Source organism: Algoriphagus aurantiacus (genome assembly GCF_035156405.1).
GTDB lineage: Bacteria > Bacteroidota > Bacteroidia > Cytophagales > Cyclobacteriaceae > Algoriphagus > Algoriphagus aurantiacus.
This window is the reverse complement of record NZ_JAXRUT010000007.1, coordinates 162,621-182,502: the sequence shown is the minus strand read 5'-3', so window position 1 is coordinate 182,502 and position 19,882 is coordinate 162,621. Positions and strand designations below refer to the sequence as shown.

Below are 19,882 nucleotides of genomic sequence, written 5' to 3'. Positions count from 1 at the left end.
TTCAAATGTGTTGCCATAAAAATGGCGAAATTTTGATAATGGATAAAGAGAGCGCTTCTATCAACCTTAAAATGGGAAAAAATAAGGAATGCCAAATGTAGCTACTATCCAGAGGAGAATGTTCAAAGGAGTGCCTACTTTTATATAATCACTAAATCGATAATTTCCTGGAGTATAGATCATCGTGTTGGTCTGATAACCCATAGGAGTCATAAAGCTCAAGCTTGCGGCAAAAGTAACTGCCATAAGCATAGGTCTGGAATCTACATCCAGGGCAACAGCTATACTGATTGCAATAGGGGCAAGGAGTGCAGCAGTTGCATTATTTGACATCACATTTGTCATAAGAAAAGTCAACGCGAAAAGCGCGCTCATAACAGCCCTTGGCCCAAATTGTCCCAGACTTTCTACTATTGAAGCACCGATAAGTTGTGAACCACCGGTCTTCTCTAGTGCTACACCCATGGATAAGACCCCCGCAAGCATGAGAATTACTTTCCAATCGATTGCCTTATAAGCTTGTTCAGTATTCAATGATCCCAGCATAATTAAAGTAATCGCTCCGGCTACTGCAGTGACTACAATAGGGAATACTTCGAAAGAAGCCAGCCCTATGATCAATGCTAATACAACCAGCGTTAAAACACTTTTTGTCTTGTTTAAAGCTATGCTTTTAGTCTCCGAGAGAAGGAGCAGGTCACCGCTGTTTTCTACACTTTGGATTGATTCTTCTGTACCTCGTAGGAGCAGAATGTCACCAGCTCGTAAATCAGTTTTGGCCAGAAGGGATTCGAGCATATCTGATCTATGTCTGATTCCAATAACCAAAACCTGATTATATAATTTTTTAAAATTGAGCGATTTGATACTCTTGTTTATCAGAAATGAATTGGGCGTGACCAGCGCCTCATAGAGTCTTTCTTCTTCGTCGGTGATGTTTTCTACATTCCATTTCAAGTCTGCTTTTAGCTCTATACCATGAGTAGATTTAATTTTCTCTATGGTTTCTTTGTCGCAGTTAATACGGATGATATCACCCTCCTGAATGGAGGTGTTTGGATACACACGTACTTTTCTACCATCTGATCGAATGATTTGCAATGGTTTTATGGGTAGTTTTTCAAAAAGCGCCTGCTTGAAGAGCGGCTCATTTATCTGCCCATAATCTTTCAGAATTACTATCTCCGAGAGATAATTTCCTAATTGGATACTTTCACCCAATTCTGATTTATGTTTTCTGGATGGTGTAAGCCATCTTCCTATGGTCAGCATATAGATTAATCCAGTAGCGAAAAAAACTAGTCCCATTAAGCTCATTTCAAATACACCAAAGGAGGGCAATCCGGCTTTTTCTGCTATTCCACTGACTAATATATTGGTGCTAGTGCCTAATAATGTGCAAATCCCACCCATTAATGCGCCAAATGAGAGTGGCATCAGCAGCTTGGATGGTGGGATATTGTCAGTTTTCTTAAGCCGTATTACGGCCGGCATCAGCAAAGCTACCACAGCAGTATCACTAATGAATGCTGATAGAAAGCCCGCAGACATCATTAAAGTGAAGAGAAGGTGGGTATGGCCTTTTCCTGCTTGAGAACTCAGCTTGTGTGTGAAGTTATCCAAAAGGCCTGTATTGAAGATAGCCGCAGAAACTACAAACATGGCTGCCACAGTGATAGTGGCAGAATTGGAAAATCCAGCTAGTCCTTCCTCAACATTGAGAATCCCTGTCAGTAGAAAGGCAACCATTACACCAATAGCAACTGTGTCGATGGTAAATTTCTCTGTAAAAAAAAGAATGATCGCGATTCCAATAATTGAAAAAACAAGACCTATTTCAAAAGTCATTTTTTACATCTTTAGATAATTACCCTTTTTAAGTTTAACCCGGATACGGAAATAATCCACAAATCCAATGATCAGAAAGACCAAACTCAATCCAAATGCCAAGTAACCCAAGTCCCTTACATGGTCCAGTTCGTTCACTTCAAAAAGTGCTGTTCCTGATACCAAAAAGTAAAGAGATGTACGAATAAAGGACAATAGGGTCCTATTGTTTGCAAGAGTTGTACGCTGTCTTGCCAAATAATCACGAATTATTAATTCCCTTTCCAAGTCATTTTCCATATTTGTATTGTTTTTATTTATATTGAAATATTTCAACATCTACTAATTATGAAAAGAATTACTACACTTTTCCTCTTTATTTTATTTTATGGGAATGTATTTGCCCAAGGTGAAGAGGTGTTAACTCCTCAAGATACGAGCTATTGGCTCAAAGAAATAAGCGGTGGTTTAAATCTCAATCAAGCTGCTTTTAGTGGCAATTGGCAAGGTGGCGGCGTGAACTCATTTGCTTTGGGTGTTTACCTCAATGGTCGTGCAAATTATGCAAAAGACAAATGGTCTTGGGATAATACGATGGATTTCATCTATGGTGTAGTGAAAAATAAGGATGAGGAGGGACGTAAATCTAATGACCGTATTTTTCTTGATTCAAAAGTTGGGTATAAGATCAATGACAAATGGAATTACTTCTTCGCAGTTAATTTCCTTTCACAATTTGCACCTGGTTATGAATTCCCTGAGGGTGCTAATAAAATTTTGATCTCCAAGTTTGCCAATCCAGCTTATCTGACTACCTCCCTAGGTGTGGAATATAAGCCCAATGATTCCTTTAGCTTAAGGCTTTCCCCGTTTTCACCAAGATGGACTTTCGTCACAGATACTGATTTGTATTTAAATGTCCCTAATAATTATGGTGTAGATATCGGAGAGACTGTCCGTACTGAATGGCTAGCTTTCAGCTTAATGGCTGACTACAACAAAAAGCTTTCTGAAAACTTATCCCTGATGGTGCGATATCAAATGTATGCCAACTACGAAACCTTGGCTTTTGATGCGATTGATCATCGCTTAGACTTTGGACTAACTGCTAAAGTATCCAACTTGGTTAATGTTAGTTTGACTAGTTTAATGATTTACGATTTGGATCAGGATAGTAAAATTCAATTTAGCCAAGGATTAGCATTAGGAATTGCATTTAAACAAGGTAACTTTCCTGAGAAGAAATAATCTCAACAAATTTTTATTTGGAATTTTGATTTGATTATAAATGTATTATTTTTGAATTCATTGTGGTAGTTAAATAATAGTTGGTTTAGTTTTCAAATAAAGGGCAGGAGATTTTCTCCTGCTTTTTTATTGCATATATACAAGTTGAGTAAATTTATCTTCAAATAATCCTATTTTTTTAAAATGGTTAGTAAGTTATCTTTGGAGGTAATAACCTATTTAACCTAAAATGAATACTAAAACATTTCTGATTTGTTGTTGCCTAATGATCAAGGCAATAGCATCTGAAGCACAGGAGAGCCCTATTCCATACAATGTGCTACCGCTCCAAAATTTGAGCGAATTCCAACCTACCAGCGAGAATTGGACCATCGTCGAAGATGTGTTCTATGATCTTAATGGAGGAAAATCTAAAATCACAAACGGTACTGGTATTTTGCTGAATACCATCCAGAAGGGGGGGGGGCAAGCGATCAAAACTTCTTTTGAGCATGGAGATATTGAGCTGGAGCTTGATTTCATGATGCCTAAAGGAAGCAATTCAGGTATTTACCTTCAGGGAAGGTATGAGATTCAGTTGTTTGATTCATGGGCTGTGCAAGATCCTAAATTTTCAGATGCCGGAGCCATCTATCAAAGATGGGATGCGAGCAGAGGAAATGGACGAGAAGGATATGAAGGACATCCGCCATTGGTGAATGTAAGTAGATCACCTGGGCTTTGGCAATCCATGAGAATTATGTTCAGAGCACCTCGCTTCGATTCTCAAGGCCAAAAAGTCTCAAATGCCAAATTTATTTCCGTACATCAAAATGGTGTACTGGTTCAAAAGAACATCGAAGTGACTGGTCCTACACAAGGGACATTTTTCGAAGATGAGCAGGCGCTAGGACCTTTGGTTATTCAAGGAGATCATGGGGGAGTTGCGATTCGGGATATTAGCTATAAGATCTATGGCTCTGAAAATGTGTCTTTGACTGATATGAAACTCACGTACTACGATAGCATTAAGACGATCAATGATTTTGCGAATGCTAATCCAAAAGGAGAAATGAATATTGATGTCTTAGCTCATTTAGCTCCAGCTACAAGAAATGAGTTTTCAGGGACGATCGAAGGGACTTTAACGGTTCCGAGTGCAGGCGAATATTTCTTCAACCTTAATCTAGCCTGGGTTCCAGATGATACACCCCCTGGAAGGATCAACGGAGCGGGCAAGCTGTTTATCGATGAAAAAGAAGTTGTCTATGTAGATGGTGTGACTGGAAAAGCCAATGGTTCTACCCAATTGACAGCGGGAGTGCATAAAATAAAATTGAATTACTTTAAAACATTTGGTCACTGGTATGCTCCAAGCAATGATATCACCCTTACTGTAGAGGGAAATGGAATAGCCAAAACAGCGCTTAATGTTCCTTTACGGGCTGATGATCCGGTAGGGCAGATAGAAGTGAGAGTGAATGACAAGGCTGAAATGCAGCGAGGATTTATCATGCATCATGGTGAGAAACGTACACATACGGTGGCTGTTGGAGAGCCTGGAGGAGTAAACTATACGATTGATTTGAGCAGAGGAGAGCTTTTGAATGTATGGAGAGGGGATTTTGTCGAAACTACTCCTATGTGGTATGGTCGTGGTGAAACGCAGTTGATGTTGCCATTGGGTAATGTGATAGAATTTGGAGGCAAGCCAAGTCTGGCTGTTTTATCCTCACAAGATGCGGCTTGGCCAGATGAAATAGAAGACTTTACATTTGAAGGGTATGAATTGAAAAAAGGCGGTACTCCTGTCATTAACTATGACATGCCAGGCGTAGCTATTCGTCAGACTCTCGACACCAAAGATTTCGGAAAGAAATTGGTTCATACTTTGAGTGTGGTAACTGAAAGCGATACTGAACAAATTTATTGTTTGGTTGCTCAGGGAGCCAATATCGAAAAACTGCCAAATGGGCTTTACGCCATAGATGACAAATCCTATTATATAGAATTTGAGGGGAAGACATCAGCGATTGTAAGGAATGCAGCAGATGGTTCCAAAGAACTTATTTTGCCTGTGAAGTTGAAAGATAGAGCGGGTATGGTTACTTATTCAATCGTTTGGTAATAAATAGGAAGCAGCATGAAAAATCTAATGAGACGTACTAGTATAAAAGGATTTGCTTTTGCCTTGACTTGCCTATTTATTGGACAAGTTGAATTAAAAGCCCAGGATAACGCGCCTATGATGGTGCCGGAGACAGAGGATGATTTTTACAAATTAATTTCTTTGCCTGTTCCGGAAGATGTGATTCTAGAAGTAGGAGGGATGGCGACTTTACCAGATGGTAGTTTGGCTATATGCACACGAAGGGGAGAGGTTTGGATAGTTTCCAGTCCTAATATTTCCGGTAGCGAACAACCTGTTTATAAGAAATTTGCCACCGGTTTGCACGAACCTTTAGGACTTGCTTATAAAGACGGTGATATCTATGTGACGCAAAGAAGTGAATTGACGCGCTTACGTGATACCGATGGTGACGGGCAAGCGGATGTCTATGAGAAAATCTACTCTTGGCCTCTATCAGGGAATTACCATGAGTATTCCTATGGACCTACATTCCTGCCAAATGGAAATATGCTTGTCACGCTCAATGTGGGCTGGAGCAATAGTCTAGGTCATGGCGTGAGTTTGGTGCCATGGAGAGGTTGGGCTTTGGAGATCACACCTGAAGGTGAAATGATTCCTTTTGCAGCAGGCATGCGCTCTCCAGCCGGGTACGGAATGAATGCTGAAGGAGACTACTTCTATACCGAAAACCAAGGTGACTGGGTAGGATCAGGCAGAATCTCTCACGTAGAGAAAGGAGATTTTCTGGGTAATGCAGAGAGTTTGGCTTGGTCAGATTTACCGGGATCACCAGTGACGCTAAAGAAAGAAGATATTCCTAATACGGGAGAGCCATTCTATGATGTGGCTCAGCGGGTTCCTGGACTCAAAGCACCAGCCATTTGGTTACCTCATGGGATTTTGGGGATTTCTACTTCAGGATTTTTGAATGATAATACCGAGGGCGGATTTGGTCCCTTTTCCAATCAGGTATTTGTGGGTGATCAAGGTCAAAGTAATATCGCTCGTGTTGATTTTGAGAAAATCGATGGAGTTTACCAAGGCGTTGTTTTTCCATTCAGAGAGGGTTTCTCATCAGGTATATTGAGAATGGTATGGGGAAATGATGCTTCCATGTTTGTAGGAATGACAAGCCGTGGCTGGTCTTCTACAGGGAAGGAGTTGTTCAGCCTGCAGCGATTGGTCTGGACAGGAAGAATGCCTTTTGAAATGAAGACGATCAAGTCTAAGCCTGATGGGTTTGAGATCGAGTTCACAGAACCTGTAGATAAGGAATTAGCTGAAGACCCTGCGAATTATCAAGTGACAGGATTTACATATAAGTATCAGGCAGCTTACGGTAGCCCTGTGATTAACAATGAGAATTGCAATATCATCGGAATAGTAGTGTCCGAAGATGGAATGAAAGCTCGTTTAGTGGTCGATAATTTGCGTCTTGGATACATTCATGAGATCAAAGCTGAGGGTGTAAAGTCTACAGAAGGAAAACCACTGTTGCATACCGTAGGCTATTATACACTCAATAATTTCGGAGAAGGTGAAAAAGTGGATGTGGCTCAGTTCAAAGCCCGTCATGATCATGAAATGATGATGAAAGCTGCGGCTGATAGCGTGGCGAAAGCCCAGGCAGATGCTGAAGCGAAAGTTCAGGCTGCGGCAGCAAAGAAGCAGGCGGCAGCCAACAAGCCGGCTGTTCCTAAAATGGGTAAGCATGTGACTGCTATGCCGGCTGATTGGAATGGCAAAGCAGATATTACCATCAATATGGGAACCAAGCCGGGGTTGAAGTTCGATCCTGCTCAGGTACAGATAAAGGCTGGCAGCAAAGTCAAACTGGTATTCCAGAATGTTGATGATATGCTTCACAACTTAGTAATCGTGATGCCAGGAACGGCCATAGAAGTAGGAGAAGCTGCGATGAAACTTGGGTTGGAAGGTCAGCAAAAAGACTATATTCCAAATACCAGTAAAGTACTGGTCCATACCAAATTGCTTCAGCCAAGTGAATCAAATACAATTTATTTCATTGCTCCAACAGAACCTGGAGAATACACTTATGTATGTACTGTTCCTGGACATTTTTATACCATGCAGGGAATATTGAAAGTGGTGAAGTAAAGTTTAGAACGAAGTTCGAAGACCGATGACCGAAGTAGCTTCATTTTTAGAGTTTGGCTAAATTTAGGTTGCTTTAGGCCTTCTTGATATCTTTATAACCAGCTGATATTCAGCTGTATTGATAACAAAATCATAATATAAAAACCCCGAAATCGGCTATTTCCAGCTTTTTCCGGGGTTTACTTTTTTGTATTTTAAGGTTGCAAAGTAAAATACGATGAAAGATAAAATCCAGCTTCCTCTTTTCAAAGATTTCGACGGATATTCTCCAAAATATCACTTTTTCAAGAATTCATTGTTAGGTCAGGTACATGATTCCATCCCATGGGATGCTTTAGTCGCCTGCCTTCCCGAAGAACGCTCAGGGAGGGGAGCTCCAAGCTGGTTTGGGGGCAAAGGCATGTTAGCACTGATGTTTTTGAAGTCCTACCTCAATATCAGTGACAGGCAATTATTGGAGCGCTATAACACAGACTGGTCTTTACAGTATTTCTGTGGCAAAGTACTGGCTGAAAACCAGCAGATCAAAGACATGACCATCATGACAAGAATCAGGGCTTACCTGGAAAAGCACTGTGAATGGGAGAACTTCCAGGAAGTGCTGATCAGCCACTGGAAGCAGGATGTCAACAACAGCCATGTATTGCTGATGGATGCTTCCTGTTACGAATCATTCATCCGGTTTCCGACCGATGTCAAACTGTTGTGGGAAAGCTGTGTGTGGGTTTTCGAAAAACAGCTTTTCAGCATATGTAAGGAAATGGGCATTGCAAGACCACGCTCAAAATACAGGGAGCAGAAAATTGCCCAGATGGGCTACTCCAGAAAAAGGAAAAACAGTTTCAAGGAGACACTGAGAAGAAGAAAAGCACTCGTCTATCTTCTTGGAAAAGCACTCGTCTATCTTCTTGGAAAAGGGATCGGCCAACTCCAGCAGATCCTGGACAGATTTCAGGGGGCAGGTCTGGGATCAGCGGATTTTGCAAGGTTTGCTGTAGTAAAAAAGGTTCATCGGCAGCAGGAGTTTCTATTGGACAATCCGCCTTCGGCTTTAAAGGACAGGATAGTATCCCTGCACAAACCTTATCTGAGGCCTATTGTGAGGGGAAAGGAGAACAGGCCGGTAGAGTTTGGTGCCAAAGCCCACATCCTTCAGGTAGACGGGCTCACCTTTATCGACAAACTGGATTTCAATGCCTTCAATGAGTGTACAAGGCTTAAGCTCTCTGTAGCTAAGCACAAGAGATTTTTCGGCCCTGCCAAACAGCTCGGCGCAGACAGGATCTATGCCACAAACAAAAACCGCAGCTTCTGCACTGACCACAAGATTTTCACCTGTTTTCCCAAAAAAGGCCCCAGAAAGCATGATAAGTCAGAAAAAATACTCAGTTCTGAACTATCCAGACAGCGGGCAACTGTAATGGAGGGTGTGTTCGGTACCCACAAAGAGTACTACGGGCTGAGAAAAATCAGGGTAAAGGGAGAAAAGCGGGAGAAGCTGATGATATTTTTTGGGATAATGGCAGCAAATGCGGTCAAAATAGCCAAACGAAGGGCAGAAAAGGAAAGTCCGCCAGAACAAAAAGCAGCCTAAAAAAACAGTGCAAAGCACCTTGATGGGATAAGTGTGCCCACACCGGAAATGTTTCGGTTATTCCAGATACTTGACTGAAAAAATTGTACTTTTCCGTACTACAATTGACCTCGAAATCTAACCATAAGCAAAGAAAAAGGGCAGTTGGGATTTAATCATAACCCTAACTGACCTTTTCAAAGGAATTTTCCAAGAAGCCCTGCTTTAAGATTTTATGAAATGAAACTAAAAAGTTTGAAAAGCGCAGATCGATAGATTTGCGCTTTTTTATTTTGCAGTGTAACAAACTCAGTTGTTAGCTAATGCATGATTCAGGTTAGAGTAATAGGCTTTCCGTTGATCCAGAATTGTTCCAAAATCTTATTAGAACTATCCTTTTATTTTCGGGTTTATAGAAAAGTAAAATCTGTTTAGTTATGAATGCTTTTCGAATATTTTGATAATTACTCTGCTGGTATAAATATGGATTTATTGTAAGAAGCTGGATAGTTAAATTAACCTGATCAATAAAATTTTGCGCTACTTTTTCAGACCATTCTGAAAGTAAATAATCTATGTTTTGATCATAGTCCTTCTGGGCTTGGTTAGTCCATATGACTTTCATTTTCCCTTATAAAGTTGCGGGTATTTAGCTCTCATTATATCGTTGACTTCCTCATTAGTATAGGTTCGTTCCTCCGCTAATGATTTCAACCCAATATCTACAGCCTGTTTTTCAGCTTCGGGAAGCTGATAGATCTGATTTGGAAATGGAACTTTTTGAAGAGTTTTTAAGTGATCAATTACTGTCTCATTTTCTAAGCTCCGAATCCAATCTATAATTTTCAATTTTTCATTCTCAATTTTCATATGATTATTTATCAAAGGCCATTACCTGTCCCGAAAGTCAAGATGGAATCTCGCAGGTCTTATAATCATCCCTCTCTTTGTTTCCCAAGACAATCTCGATTTCATAACAATCCAATATCAATATAATTGAGAGATTTTCAAATTTTCAATTACTTCTTAATCTGGTAGTGCCTTAGCGGCTTTTCGCCCATCAAATGCTCTATAAAGTAATCCCAGCGCTTTTTGGTAAAGTAATCTCCATCTGTTCTGCCGAAACTGTGATTTCGACTTGGCCAGATAAATAAATCAAAGTCTTTTCCAGCATTGATTAATGCCTCTGCAAATTTGAAAGTGGCCGAAGGATTTACATTTTCATCTATTCCTCCATGCGCCAATAACAGATGTCCTTTAAGGTTTGCAGCATTGGTGACATTGGATTGCTCATGGTAGAAATCCCCAACAGGATATCCCATATACATCTCAGGCCACCAGGCTTTTTCCATTCTATGGTCATGATCTCCGGCAGAAGCCACACCTACTTTGTAGAAATCCGGGTGCAGCAGCATGGCTCTGCCTGCATCGTATCCGCCCGCAGAGTGGCCGAATATTCCTACCTTCTGTATATCCATAAACATATGCTGGGCAGCTAGTTCTTTGATTGCAAGCACATGATCAGTAGTTCCATCGCCTAGATTCTTGTAGGATACATCATTGAATGCCTTCCCTCTGCTAGAGGTTCCTAATCCGTCTACTGTCACTACCACAAATCCCAATTCTGCCATGGGCTGTTGCAGGCCCACTAATCCGGACCGGAAAGTTTTAGGCGTAATATCTATGTGGGGACCCGAATAGGTATAGTCGATTATAGGGTATTTCTTTTTGGGGTTAAAATCAGTAGGTAGGTAATAGATTCCGTAAATGGTAGTCATATCATCTTTAGCAGTAGCGGTGAATTGCTTTGGGCTCTGATAACCTTTTTTGAGTAAGTTGGAAATATCAGCTTTGGAAATTTCATGTATAATTTTCCCTGTTTTCAATTCTCTTACTACCGAGACTGTAGGCTGGTTCACCGTAGAATAATTATCGACCAAATAATCATTTCCACTGCTATAACTGATGGAGTGAAATGCATTTTCAGGAGTTAATAATTCTAGCCCGGTACCATCAAAATTCACTTTATATACAAATGAATAATATGGGTTTATATTTTCTTCCTTTCCTGCAGCTTCAAAGTAAATCGTGCTGTTTTCCTCGTCTATTGATAGGATATTTTTTACCACATAATTTCCTAAAGTGATTCGATTCACAAGTTCCCCCGTTTCCCAATCCATCAAATGGAGCTGGTTCCATCCTGATTTCTCTGTACCAAGGATGAATTGTCCATTATCTAGCCTTCTGAATATATTGTTGTTATTGACATGTGTTGGAGAGGACTCTGAGTAGACTTTGCGGATTTCTTTGGAGTCCACATTGATCTCGATAAGATCAAAACTTTTAAACCCTCTTTGCAGATAGGTGCCGTAAAGATTTTCACTGTTATCATCCCAGCTTAAGTTTATCCCAATAAAGTGGGGAAGGGAGAGTCTCGGGAATTTTGTCTCTTTTTTGCTTTCTATCTCAAACAAAACAGGTGTGTACATCACCACAGTGGTATCCCCGGGAGATGCACGGTAATAGCCCATCAATTGGGGACGGAATTTATCATCCTGACTATTGTCCAAAAGCAGCATCTTCTCAGCCAAGCGTAAATCCACAATCTGAGTTAGGATCTTCTTAGAATCCGGTGACCAATTGATGCTAAAATGCGCTGGGCGCTCCCCATTTTCCCCATGGAGCATATCTGACCAGCCCCAATAGGAAGCATATTCATACTCTTTCTTTCCGTCATAGCTCAGTTGCGTTTCTTCCCCGGTTTTCAGATTTTCTACAAAGAGATTGAAATTCTTCACATAGGCTTTCCAGTTACCATCAGGGGAAATAGAAACAGTTCTATCTCTGGAATCGGAAGAAGTTCTTTTGGATTCAAGTACTCCAACAGTATAGGTCCATTCCTGATTATGCCATTCAAAAACCAGTGATCCATCGTTGTTGAATTGAATTCTATTGATAGGAAGACTTTTTGAATCAATCGTTTCTCCACTTTTTTCACTGAGGACTTTGGCTAATTCTTCATGGTCAAAAGCTTCTTGGGTCTGTCCCTTTTCAATGTCAGTCAGAAAAAAGCGCTTGCCATCTTGGGTATACGTCTGATGCCAAAAGCGCTTTTTATCATCCAACCAATTCGGATTTACATCCAAATGATAGACTTCTTTTTGGATAGAATTACTGAGGAAATATTCTGCTTTGTGATAGGTGTCTTCAGTGATTTGTCCAAAAGAATATTGACCACTGAGAGACAAAAGGAGAATGAATACATACGCACGTAGGAAAGATCTGAAAATCTGAATTTTAGACATAAAAAGGGGATATAGCTTTGTAAATCAAGATATCCCCAAAATTCAAAAAAAACACTTCAGCAATTGACTAAAAGTGATCCTATTTTGTGAGTGGTATTATTTATCCAGCAGTTTCGTAGGCAGCTTTGATCCAATTGATTACTTCTGGAGAAATATCATTTTCATCGTTCAGGTAAATCTTGTGACTGCACATGCCATTGGTTTTCGTGTCTGTTTCCAGTATGCCTTCAGCAGGCTGACCTTTTAGATTAATGCCAATCTCGTATCGGGTTTTAGTGGCTGGGATGAGCATCGCAAATTGCTTTTTGCGTTTTACACTCACATAGGAATTCTTTGGTGCAAATTCAACATCGGAACCAAATGCTTTTATTTCAGCACCTAGTTTCTCATATATCGGTAAAAAATGTTCCTTGCCTTTATATTGCTTGTCGATCAATTCATCTGTGTCTGACGCTGAACCAGCATCTGATTTCAGGGTCTTGTGAGCAACTAGATTAGCAAAGCCATGGGTAAATGCATGTTCATTTTTTAAGAATTTGATAATTTCTCCGTGCTTTTTTAATTCTTCTTTTTGAACAATAGCAACCCATTGATCGAGACTTTTGCCTGTATTTTTCTCTAGATTGTCGATCATTGTTTGTGTAGCTTGATCCATAGTTTGTTAGGGGTTTATTGTTTCTATTTCGCAGAGAACAGGGAAGTGGTCTGATGCTTTTTTGAGTGAATCAGCTATAGCTTGTATGGTAGCATTATCCTTTTCCAAATATGGATTCCAAACAGTGCCTTGAATTACTTTTAACCCTTGGCTGGCCAATATGTGATCTATCAATACATTGATTTGATCACCGGTTATCCGGTCCTTGTATTTGCTGGAATTCGGGGTATACCCATAACTATTGAGTTTTGGTTTGGGGAGTACCGGTATTAAGACAAATCCTGGTTTCCAGAGATCTCCCAATAGAATTTCAACGGCACTTTTCGAAAATTTATTTTCGTAAAAATCCAGCTCAAATCCATCATTGATATCACCCATCACAATCACTTGTTGATTCTTTTCCAGATACTCGTCGCAACGCTCACGAATAGACATACATTCTGCAAATAACTTCAGTCGATCACGTGCTGAAATCTGTTCGAATCGGGCATAATCCACCATATCAAAAATACCTTTTGATTTAGTATGGGCAATGATTATGCGCGTGATAAATGAGTTGTCTAAACCTAGAATGCTCAGTTCAAGGGGTGGACGATAATGCCTGTATTGCTCTTTAATCAAACGGTTTGTTGTGTCTTGTAAGAAGGGCTCATCAAAGCGTTTCCCTGTTTTAGTTTCAGGAGTAAAAAGGACGTTGATTTTGTCGGGTTTATAAATCGCGCAAAGCTCCTGCTGGCCTGCAGAGGGGAAACCATGAATCGCTTTGTAATTCGAGTTTGGCAAAAACGTCTGAGTCCAGATTTCCATTTGATTGGAAGCAGTTTTTGATCCGTCTACCAGGGTATTAGGACCTTCAACTATTCCAAGGAAATCTGGATTCATTGCTTGTATCACATCAGCCAGTTGCTGACTTCTCATGAGTTCTCTTCCTGTAGTTTTCGGGTTGCCGTCGGCGTCAAATAGATCCCGCATCCACTCAACATTGTAAACTCCAATTGATAGTATCATAAAAATATGTCTTAGGTTAAAAATCAACCTTAAGTTACATTTTTACAGGTATTTATCTGATTAACAAATTATTGTATTTATACCTTGATGTAGATTTTTCTTTTGTCCATTACTAGTCCGATCAACCAAATAACCAGCATATAGCTAAATGCAAATAGGAAGGAAGCCATTTTTGGAGTCAACCAACTGGTGTAGAAATTACTATAAATGAATCCTCTTAAACTGCTCTCTCCCAGTGGAATCATAGAAAGAATGCTGATGACCAATCCTGAAAGCACATAAAGGATAAGTGGGTTCCTTCCAAAAACCTCGAAGAAATAAGTCCAGCCTTTCCAGTTTTTGATTTCAATTACGCCAATCAACAGCGCGAGTAAGAATAGCCCTATGCCTGTAGTCAATAAGACGTAAGAGCTGGTCCAGATTTTCTTATTGATAGGAAAAGCCATGTCCCAGATATAGCTGACCACAATTAATACTAATCCAATAAGGAGTAGTTTTTTAACAGTCTCCATGGTATTACCCAGTTTCTGAATCATTTTCCCGGCTAGGTATCCTGCAATTACATTTACAATACCGGGTAAGGTGCTGAGGATTCCTTCTGGGTCGAATGGAATTCCCTCACCTCCATACATTCTTTCAGGACCGATAAGGGCTAGGTCAAGCTTGATGGCTGCATTGCCGGTCAGGCTATAGGGATCAGCCGCATCACCAAAGAAATACATGATGACCCAATAGCCCAGAAGCGCGATTGCGCTGAATATCCATCCTAATTTAATACCTCCATAATAAAGAACAATGGCTGCGAAGAAATAACATAGTGCAATGCGTTGCAAAACACCGAATAACCTGACCTCAGTCAGATCAATAAAACTATAGGCCCCTGTATCTGAAACATCATAAAACGGAAAGGCATTGAGCAGCCATCCTATCAGAAAAATCAGGACGGTTCTTTTTCCTACTTTTTTAAAGAAATCTGAAGTATTCATTTGTTGGAGTTTCTTCATCGAAAAACTCATTGCATTTCCGACCACAAATAGGAAAGTAGGGAAAACCAGGTCAGTGGGGGTGAAGCCATGCCATTTTGCATGAGCTAGGGGAGCAAAGAGATTGCTCCAGTCACCAGCGGTATTGACTATGATCATGAAGGCAATTGTCATTCCACGTAGTACGTCAAGAGCCAGGTATCGATTGGTTATACCTGGAGAGATAGAATTTTGGATCATTTTAAGGTTGGGGATTGGGTGATAAAAGTCAGGGGTTTTCTACAGCTTTAAGATAAAATATTATCTTGTTAATTACTCGAAAACATATAATTTATGCTTATAAAAACCCTGAATCCATGAAAAATATCTCCGTTGATGATTTTAAAGTGACATCTACTATTTCCCTGAACGATGTGTCGACAGCCTTGGATTTGGAAGCGTCTGAAAAAAAGAAGGATAAGGAATTGAATAAGCTAAGGGAAAAACTTAGTGAGCATCAGGATATTATGTATGCGCACAATAAATACAATGTCTTAATCTGTTTGCAGGGAATGGATACAGCAGGTAAGGACAGCTTGATCAGGGAAGTTTTCAAAGAATTCAATCCTCGCGGCGTAGTGGTTCATAGTTTCAAAACGCCTTCCTTCTTGGAGCTTCAGCATGATTACTTGTGGAGACATGTTGTTGCCCTTCCACAGCGAGGGAAATATGGGGTTTTTAACCGTACGCACTACGAGAATGTATTGGTAACCCGAGTTCACCCATCCTATATTTTAAGTGAAAATATTCCTGGAATCAATTCGGTAGATGATATAACACAGGAGTTTTGGGAACAACGATATGAGCAGATCAATGATTTCGAAAAGCATATCAGTGACAATGGAACGATCATTTTCAAATTCTTTCTGCACCTGGGAAAGGAGGAGCAAAGGCAGCGCTTACTTCGCAGGCTAAATAAATCAAAGCATAATTGGAAGTTTTCTCCAGGAGATCTGGAAGAGCGAGGCCGTTGGAATGATTATCAGAAATACTATGAGGAAGCGATTAATAAAACTTCTAAGGATCATGCACCTTGGTATATTATTCCTTCAGACAACAAAGAAACAGCCCGTGTCCTAGTTGCCAAAATCATCTATGAGCGAATGAAAAAATTCGAGGACATCAAAGAGCCTGAGTTGGATGATAAAATCATGAAGAACATAGATATGTATAAGGATATTCTTTCAAAAGAATCTAAATAAGCTTAAAAGCGAATTTTGAAGTCAAGAAAACGCATAAAAAGTATAGGATTATTTTTGAATAGTGTTGAATTTTAGTAGTTTAATATACTTTTAAAATATTGATTTTTAACAAGTTAAACTTTTGCTACTATGAAAAAATTAGTCTATTTACTTGTAATTGGATATATCCTTTTTTCCTGTGCTTCGGAAGGTACCAAAGGAATATCAGTAACAACTTTATATTCACCAAATGAGCAGGAATTATATAATGTCGAGCTGATTTTTGAAGAGTCCTCTGGTTATATACCTCTCAAAAATAATCCCAATTGCATAGGTGGATTAGATGGTGAGGCATGTCAAAGTGATGCTAAAAAGCTTAAAAGTGAAATAAATCAAGAAATTAAGCAGATTGATGAATCTATTCAGGTATACGAAAAATATATCAGTGTTTCACTAGATGTATCTGTCTATTTGGGTGGCCTGACAGAAGCTCAATTTAAAAATTTGGAAGTGAATGCAGTTAGCCATCATTTTTTAATGTCTCGACCAATTGATATTCAAGCAAGGCGACCAATCATGCAAACTGATTATATACAGCATGCTAGGCGGCCAATTATGCAGGAACAACTTAGGTATGATTCCTTAACCAAAACTAGTTTGATGATCAAAGAAATCGGTGGTGGGCTGCCTGGCTCCTCAAATCCAACTCATCGTGTTTGGATAGTTGATAGTGGAATTGATTCCGAACATCAGGATTTGAATTTTGACTCCATTGAAGCTGATCTTTCTTCTGATTTTTCAGCAGGTAGTAGTAATGACCCGTTTGAAGACATTTATGGCCATGGAACATTTTTGGCCGGAGTAATAGGCGGATTAGCTTCTACAAACCCGATTTATTCACAGGGATATGGTGTTAATGGAGTGTTTCCGGGTGCAAAAATGGTATCAATAAAGATTTTTAATGGAAATGGCAAAACGAATAGTGCGATAGTTAGATTTGCTTTGACACATATATATGACCATGCTAGCGCAGGAGATGTGGTAAATCTAAGCTGGGGATTGCGAATTACTTTGGGAGATTGTAACGCCCCTCAATACAAAAAGATGTATGAATTGATAGATTTGCTGGCATCCAAAGGGGTATATGTTGTGATGTCAGCTGGCAACGAACCAACTGTATCTTTGACCAATTTCCCAGGTTGTATTGATTTAGAATCAAGTCCTCCTTCTGTGAAATCTAAGATTTTCACCATCGGATCCATTGAGGTTCGCAATCCGGGAGAGTACTATTATTCTTCCTTCTCAAATTATGGTTTGCCATCTATTGATTACCTAGCTCCTGGAGAGTATGTGTTTACTACTGCGCCTGGTGGAACCTATGTACTGGTATCGGGAACATCCTTATCAGCAGCTATATTTTCTGGAATACTTTATCATAGCACCAATGTAGGTACACTAGCATCGATAAGAAGAGGTCCCGACGCTGAAGGTGATGATCCTCTTTATCCAATAGCAAAGGTTGGAGATTAATAGTCAAACCTTGAAATAGATCGCAAATAACTCATATGGGTTTAACTTTCTTAATGGATCTCACTTTCGTTGACCTAAGTCTTTGGATTGTAATTCTTGATTTATTTCGTACAGGCTTTTATCTATTTGCTCAAGCACGGACTGCACACCGGGATCTATTAGAAAGTCTTTGAAAATTGGGTTGAATCTAATTTGAAACTCATCCCTAAAACCACTGGAAAATGCTTGATTTAGGTATTGGACTAGTTTTGTTTCGTTTTTTCTAATTGCTTCTAATTGAGCAAGATCAAACCAAAAATTCGAATCATTATCAATATTCTCCGCGGAGTTTTCACGTGCCTTAATTGCACTTTCTATTAGTGTATTAGCTAGCCCGTCATGACCCTTTTGTAAATAGGCATATGCTAAGAAAATTGGGGTGGAATCATACATGTCATTCGGCATGTTTGGATTTAATACAAGGATCTTTTCAAACAGTTCAATGGACCTATCCATATCTCCAGCCATAAAGGAGATATATCCTGCAGATGAATAGTTGTAGACTGAATTGGAAGTATCTCTCTCAAGTATTAAATCAACATACTTGAGCGCCTCAATCGAATCCCCTTGTTCCAGGTAGACATAAGCGAGCTGTTCGCATGTGACTGCATCAAATTTGATTGAGTTTGATTTTTCAAGCCAATCTATTGCCAGATCAGGATGATCTAATATTCGATATAGCCATCCAGTGATTTGACTGGGAATGTAATTAGTTGGATTCAGAGAAGCTGACTTGATTTGGAGATCCAGTGCCTTGATTAGATTTCCCTGAGTCATATAGACAGTAGCCAGATTCCCCATGGCATCACTAAAATTTGGATTGAGAACCAACGCTTTTTCTAAAGAAATCTGAGCATATTCAATCTTTCCTTGGTAATAGAATACCGATCCTCTAGACTTATACGCCTCTTCAAGATAGTCATCGATGTCCAGTGCATCTGCACTTGCAATTAAACTGGAATCAAGCCAATTTTCTCCTTCTCCAAAGTATGCCAGTCTGGCGTAAGAATCTGCTAACCCTGTATAAGCTAACGCATAGTTTGGGTCGATTTCAAGTGCGGCATCATAATAATCAATGGCTTCTAAAGTTTTGCTTTTTGTGCTTTTTTTATAGCTTTCTTTTGCTTTTAGATACAGCTCATACGCTTCAAAACTGTTAGTTTGCTCTTTTGAAATCTGCTCTTTTTCTTTGGAGCTAAGATTGATATTGAGGGCGGTAGCGATTTTGGACGCTATTTCAGTTTGGACCTTAAAAATATCCTTGACCTCTCTATTATAGGTTTCTGTCCATAGATTTTTGTTTTCTATTGGATCAATCATTTGGACATTTATCCGGATTTTATCTTCAATCCATTCTATTGAACCCTTAAGAATGGTGGTGACATCAAGTAATTTTGCAAGGGAATCTAAGGGGATTTCAGAATCCTGATAGGTAGAAACTGCATCCTTATCAATCACCTTGATACTTTCAATTTTGGAAAGGTGAGAGATTATATCCTCAGTCAAACCATCCGCAAAAAACGCCAGATCGGGATTGGTAATGATGTTGGTAAATGGCAATACGGCGACAGATTTATCTTTTTCCCAAGTGTATTCGTTCCAAAAAAAAGAGAATATCAGGAATACTGAAATAACAAAGGAGACTGCAAGTCCTACCCAAAATTTCCAAGGTTCTTTTTCCTGACTTTTCACGGTCTGGATAATTTCCTTACGATGTGGGATAGCTAAGGGCTTATTGGTTAAGGCATAAAGCTCCAGTGTTTTAGTAACGTTTTTGAGTTTGATTGAACCTAAACTTGTATGAAATAGCCCTGAATTTTCGGGAATTTGCTCTAGTACATTGGAAGAAAAAAGTACACAAGAGGGAATACCAATGCTTTGAACTCGTGAGGCGATATTTACGGCATCCCCGTAGACATCTCCATGATCTAGGATTACTCCACCGCAGTGAAGACCTATTCGAAGTTTAAGTTCTCCTATTTTTATCCATTCTTCCTGGATTTCAAGACTTGCCTTTAAGGCTTCTTCGGCTGTCTCAAAAGTAGCTAAAATCCCATCCCCAAGTTCCTTGACAACTGTTCCGCGATATTTGTTAAGCACACGATTGTGAAGATTTAAGTTTTGCTTCATTAGCTCAAAAGCCTGATCTTCATCTTTGCCCATTAACAAAGTATACCCTACTATGTCAGAAAAATAGACAATCGATTTCTTCCGATGTAGCTCTTGATTCATAAAAAATTTACCTTAAAAAGAGAATAGGGACTTT

Annotated in this window: 15 protein-coding genes; 6 read left to right on the top strand and 9 right to left on the bottom strand. The window is 39.6% G+C overall.

Annotated features, from left to right (window positions below; translation table 11 throughout):
• Positions 1 to 66: 66 nt before the first annotated feature.
• Positions 67 to 1,848 (bottom strand): SLC13 family permease, encoded by a 1,782-nt coding sequence (locus tag SYJ56_RS09485; RefSeq protein ID WP_323833774.1) that lies wholly within the window; start codon positions 1,846 to 1,848, stop codon positions 67 to 69.
• 3 nt (positions 1,849 to 1,851) lie between these two features.
• Positions 1,852 to 2,127, bottom strand: a complete 276-nt coding sequence (locus tag SYJ56_RS09480) for a DUF202 domain-containing protein (RefSeq protein ID WP_323833772.1) — start codon at positions 2,125 to 2,127, stop codon at positions 1,852 to 1,854.
• Between the two features lie 48 nt (positions 2,128 to 2,175).
• On the opposite strand from SYJ56_RS09480, the gene SYJ56_RS09475 reads away from it, so the two are divergent.
• From SYJ56_RS09475 to SYJ56_RS09460, 4 genes are all read left to right on the top strand, one after another.
• Positions 2,176 to 3,075 carry a DUF3078 domain-containing protein gene (locus SYJ56_RS09475; RefSeq protein WP_323833770.1) on the top strand — a complete coding sequence of 300 codons (900 nt, stop codon included), beginning with the start codon at positions 2,176 to 2,178 and terminating at the stop codon, positions 3,073 to 3,075.
• A 229-nt stretch (positions 3,076 to 3,304) separates the two neighbouring features.
• Positions 3,305 to 5,182 (top strand): 3-keto-alpha-glucoside-1,2-lyase-like domain-containing protein, encoded by a 1,878-nt coding sequence (locus SYJ56_RS09470; protein ID WP_323833768.1) that lies wholly within the window; start codon positions 3,305 to 3,307, stop codon positions 5,180 to 5,182.
• A 15-nt stretch (positions 5,183 to 5,197) separates the two neighbouring features.
• Positions 5,198 to 7,303: a plastocyanin/azurin family copper-binding protein gene (locus tag SYJ56_RS09465; RefSeq protein WP_323833766.1), complete on the top strand. Its 2,106-nt coding sequence runs from the start codon at positions 5,198 to 5,200 to the stop codon at positions 7,301 to 7,303.
• A 217-nt stretch (positions 7,304 to 7,520) separates the two neighbouring features.
• Positions 7,521 to 8,897, top strand: a complete 1,377-nt coding sequence (locus SYJ56_RS09460) for a transposase (protein ID WP_323833765.1) — start codon at positions 7,521 to 7,523, stop codon at positions 8,895 to 8,897.
• A gap of 316 nt (positions 8,898 to 9,213) precedes the next feature.
• Here the strand turns inward: SYJ56_RS09460 and SYJ56_RS25925 are convergent, their stop codons facing one another.
• From SYJ56_RS25925 to SYJ56_RS09435, 6 genes are all read right to left on the bottom strand, one after another.
• Positions 9,214 to 9,501, bottom strand: a complete 288-nt coding sequence (locus SYJ56_RS25925; RefSeq protein ID WP_416377793.1) for a type II toxin-antitoxin system RelE/ParE family toxin — start codon at positions 9,499 to 9,501, stop codon at positions 9,214 to 9,216.
• A complete protein-coding gene (locus tag SYJ56_RS09455; RefSeq protein ID WP_323833763.1) occupies positions 9,498 to 9,746 on the bottom strand; it encodes a hypothetical protein in 249 nt (82 codons plus the stop codon). The genes SYJ56_RS25925 and SYJ56_RS09455 overlap by 4 nt, the downstream gene beginning before the upstream one ends.
• A gap of 149 nt (positions 9,747 to 9,895) precedes the next feature.
• Positions 9,896 to 12,181: a S9 family peptidase gene (locus SYJ56_RS09450; RefSeq protein WP_323833762.1), complete on the bottom strand. Its 2,286-nt coding sequence runs from the start codon at positions 12,179 to 12,181 to the stop codon at positions 9,896 to 9,898.
• A gap of 100 nt (positions 12,182 to 12,281) precedes the next feature.
• Positions 12,282 to 12,836: a DUF4287 domain-containing protein gene (locus SYJ56_RS09445; protein ID WP_323833760.1), complete on the bottom strand. Its 555-nt coding sequence runs from the start codon at positions 12,834 to 12,836 to the stop codon at positions 12,282 to 12,284.
• Positions 12,837 to 12,842: 6 nt separating this feature from the next.
• Entirely contained in the window at positions 12,843 to 13,844 is a 1,002-nt protein-coding gene (locus SYJ56_RS09440; protein ID WP_323833758.1) for an endonuclease/exonuclease/phosphatase family protein, read from the bottom strand.
• A gap of 77 nt (positions 13,845 to 13,921) precedes the next feature.
• Positions 13,922 to 15,067, bottom strand: coding sequence for an acyltransferase family protein (locus SYJ56_RS09435; RefSeq protein ID WP_323833757.1), 1,146 nt, complete (start codon positions 15,065 to 15,067; stop codon positions 13,922 to 13,924).
• 116 nt (positions 15,068 to 15,183) lie between these two features.
• On the opposite strand from SYJ56_RS09435, the gene SYJ56_RS09430 reads away from it, so the two are divergent.
• Both SYJ56_RS09430 and SYJ56_RS09425 read left to right on the top strand, forming a co-directional pair.
• On the top strand, positions 15,184 to 16,068 hold the full coding sequence (locus SYJ56_RS09430; RefSeq protein WP_323833756.1) for a PPK2 family polyphosphate kinase: 885 nt from the start codon (positions 15,184 to 15,186) through the stop codon (positions 16,066 to 16,068).
• A 129-nt stretch (positions 16,069 to 16,197) separates the two neighbouring features.
• Positions 16,198 to 17,577: a S8 family peptidase gene (locus tag SYJ56_RS09425; RefSeq protein WP_323833754.1), complete on the top strand. Its 1,380-nt coding sequence runs from the start codon at positions 16,198 to 16,200 to the stop codon at positions 17,575 to 17,577.
• Positions 17,578 to 17,637: 60 nt separating this feature from the next.
• On the opposite strand, the gene SYJ56_RS09420 is transcribed toward SYJ56_RS09425, so the two are convergent.
• Positions 17,638 to 19,848: an adenylate/guanylate cyclase domain-containing protein gene (locus tag SYJ56_RS09420; RefSeq protein WP_323833752.1), complete on the bottom strand. Its 2,211-nt coding sequence runs from the start codon at positions 19,846 to 19,848 to the stop codon at positions 17,638 to 17,640.
• Between the last annotated feature and the right edge of the window lie 34 nt (positions 19,849 to 19,882).

Excerpts from the sequence above, each read along its gene's own strand:
- SYJ56_RS09485 (WP_323833774.1), bottom strand. The coding sequence starts at position 1,848 with ATGACTTTTGAAATAGGTCTTGTTTTTTCAATTATTGGAATCGCGATC.
- SYJ56_RS09480 (WP_323833772.1), bottom strand. The coding sequence starts at position 2,127 with ATGGAAAATGACTTGGAAAGGGAATTAATAATTCGTGATTATTTGGCA.
- SYJ56_RS09475 (WP_323833770.1), top strand. The coding sequence starts at position 2,176 with ATGAAAAGAATTACTACACTTTTCCTCTTTATTTTATTTTATGGGAAT.
- SYJ56_RS09470 (WP_323833768.1), top strand. The coding sequence starts at position 3,305 with ATGAATACTAAAACATTTCTGATTTGTTGTTGCCTAATGATCAAGGCA.
- SYJ56_RS09465 (WP_323833766.1), top strand. The coding sequence starts at position 5,198 with ATGAAAAATCTAATGAGACGTACTAGTATAAAAGGATTTGCTTTTGCC.
- SYJ56_RS09460 (WP_323833765.1), top strand. The coding sequence starts at position 7,521 with ATGAAAGATAAAATCCAGCTTCCTCTTTTCAAAGATTTCGACGGATAT.
- SYJ56_RS25925 (WP_416377793.1), bottom strand. The coding sequence starts at position 9,501 with ATGAAAGTCATATGGACTAACCAAGCCCAGAAGGACTATGATCAAAAC.
- SYJ56_RS09455 (WP_323833763.1), bottom strand. The coding sequence starts at position 9,746 with ATGAAAATTGAGAATGAAAAATTGAAAATTATAGATTGGATTCGGAGC.
- SYJ56_RS09450 (WP_323833762.1), bottom strand. The coding sequence starts at position 12,181 with ATGTCTAAAATTCAGATTTTCAGATCTTTCCTACGTGCGTATGTATTC.
- SYJ56_RS09445 (WP_323833760.1), bottom strand. The coding sequence starts at position 12,836 with ATGGATCAAGCTACACAAACAATGATCGACAATCTAGAGAAAAATACA.
- SYJ56_RS09440 (WP_323833758.1), bottom strand. The coding sequence starts at position 13,844 with ATGATACTATCAATTGGAGTTTACAATGTTGAGTGGATGCGGGATCTA.
- SYJ56_RS09435 (WP_323833757.1), bottom strand. The coding sequence starts at position 15,067 with ATGATCCAAAATTCTATCTCTCCAGGTATAACCAATCGATACCTGGCT.
- SYJ56_RS09430 (WP_323833756.1), top strand. The coding sequence starts at position 15,184 with ATGAAAAATATCTCCGTTGATGATTTTAAAGTGACATCTACTATTTCC.
- SYJ56_RS09425 (WP_323833754.1), top strand. The coding sequence starts at position 16,198 with ATGAAAAAATTAGTCTATTTACTTGTAATTGGATATATCCTTTTTTCC.
- SYJ56_RS09420 (WP_323833752.1), bottom strand. The coding sequence starts at position 19,848 with ATGAATCAAGAGCTACATCGGAAGAAATCGATTGTCTATTTTTCTGAC.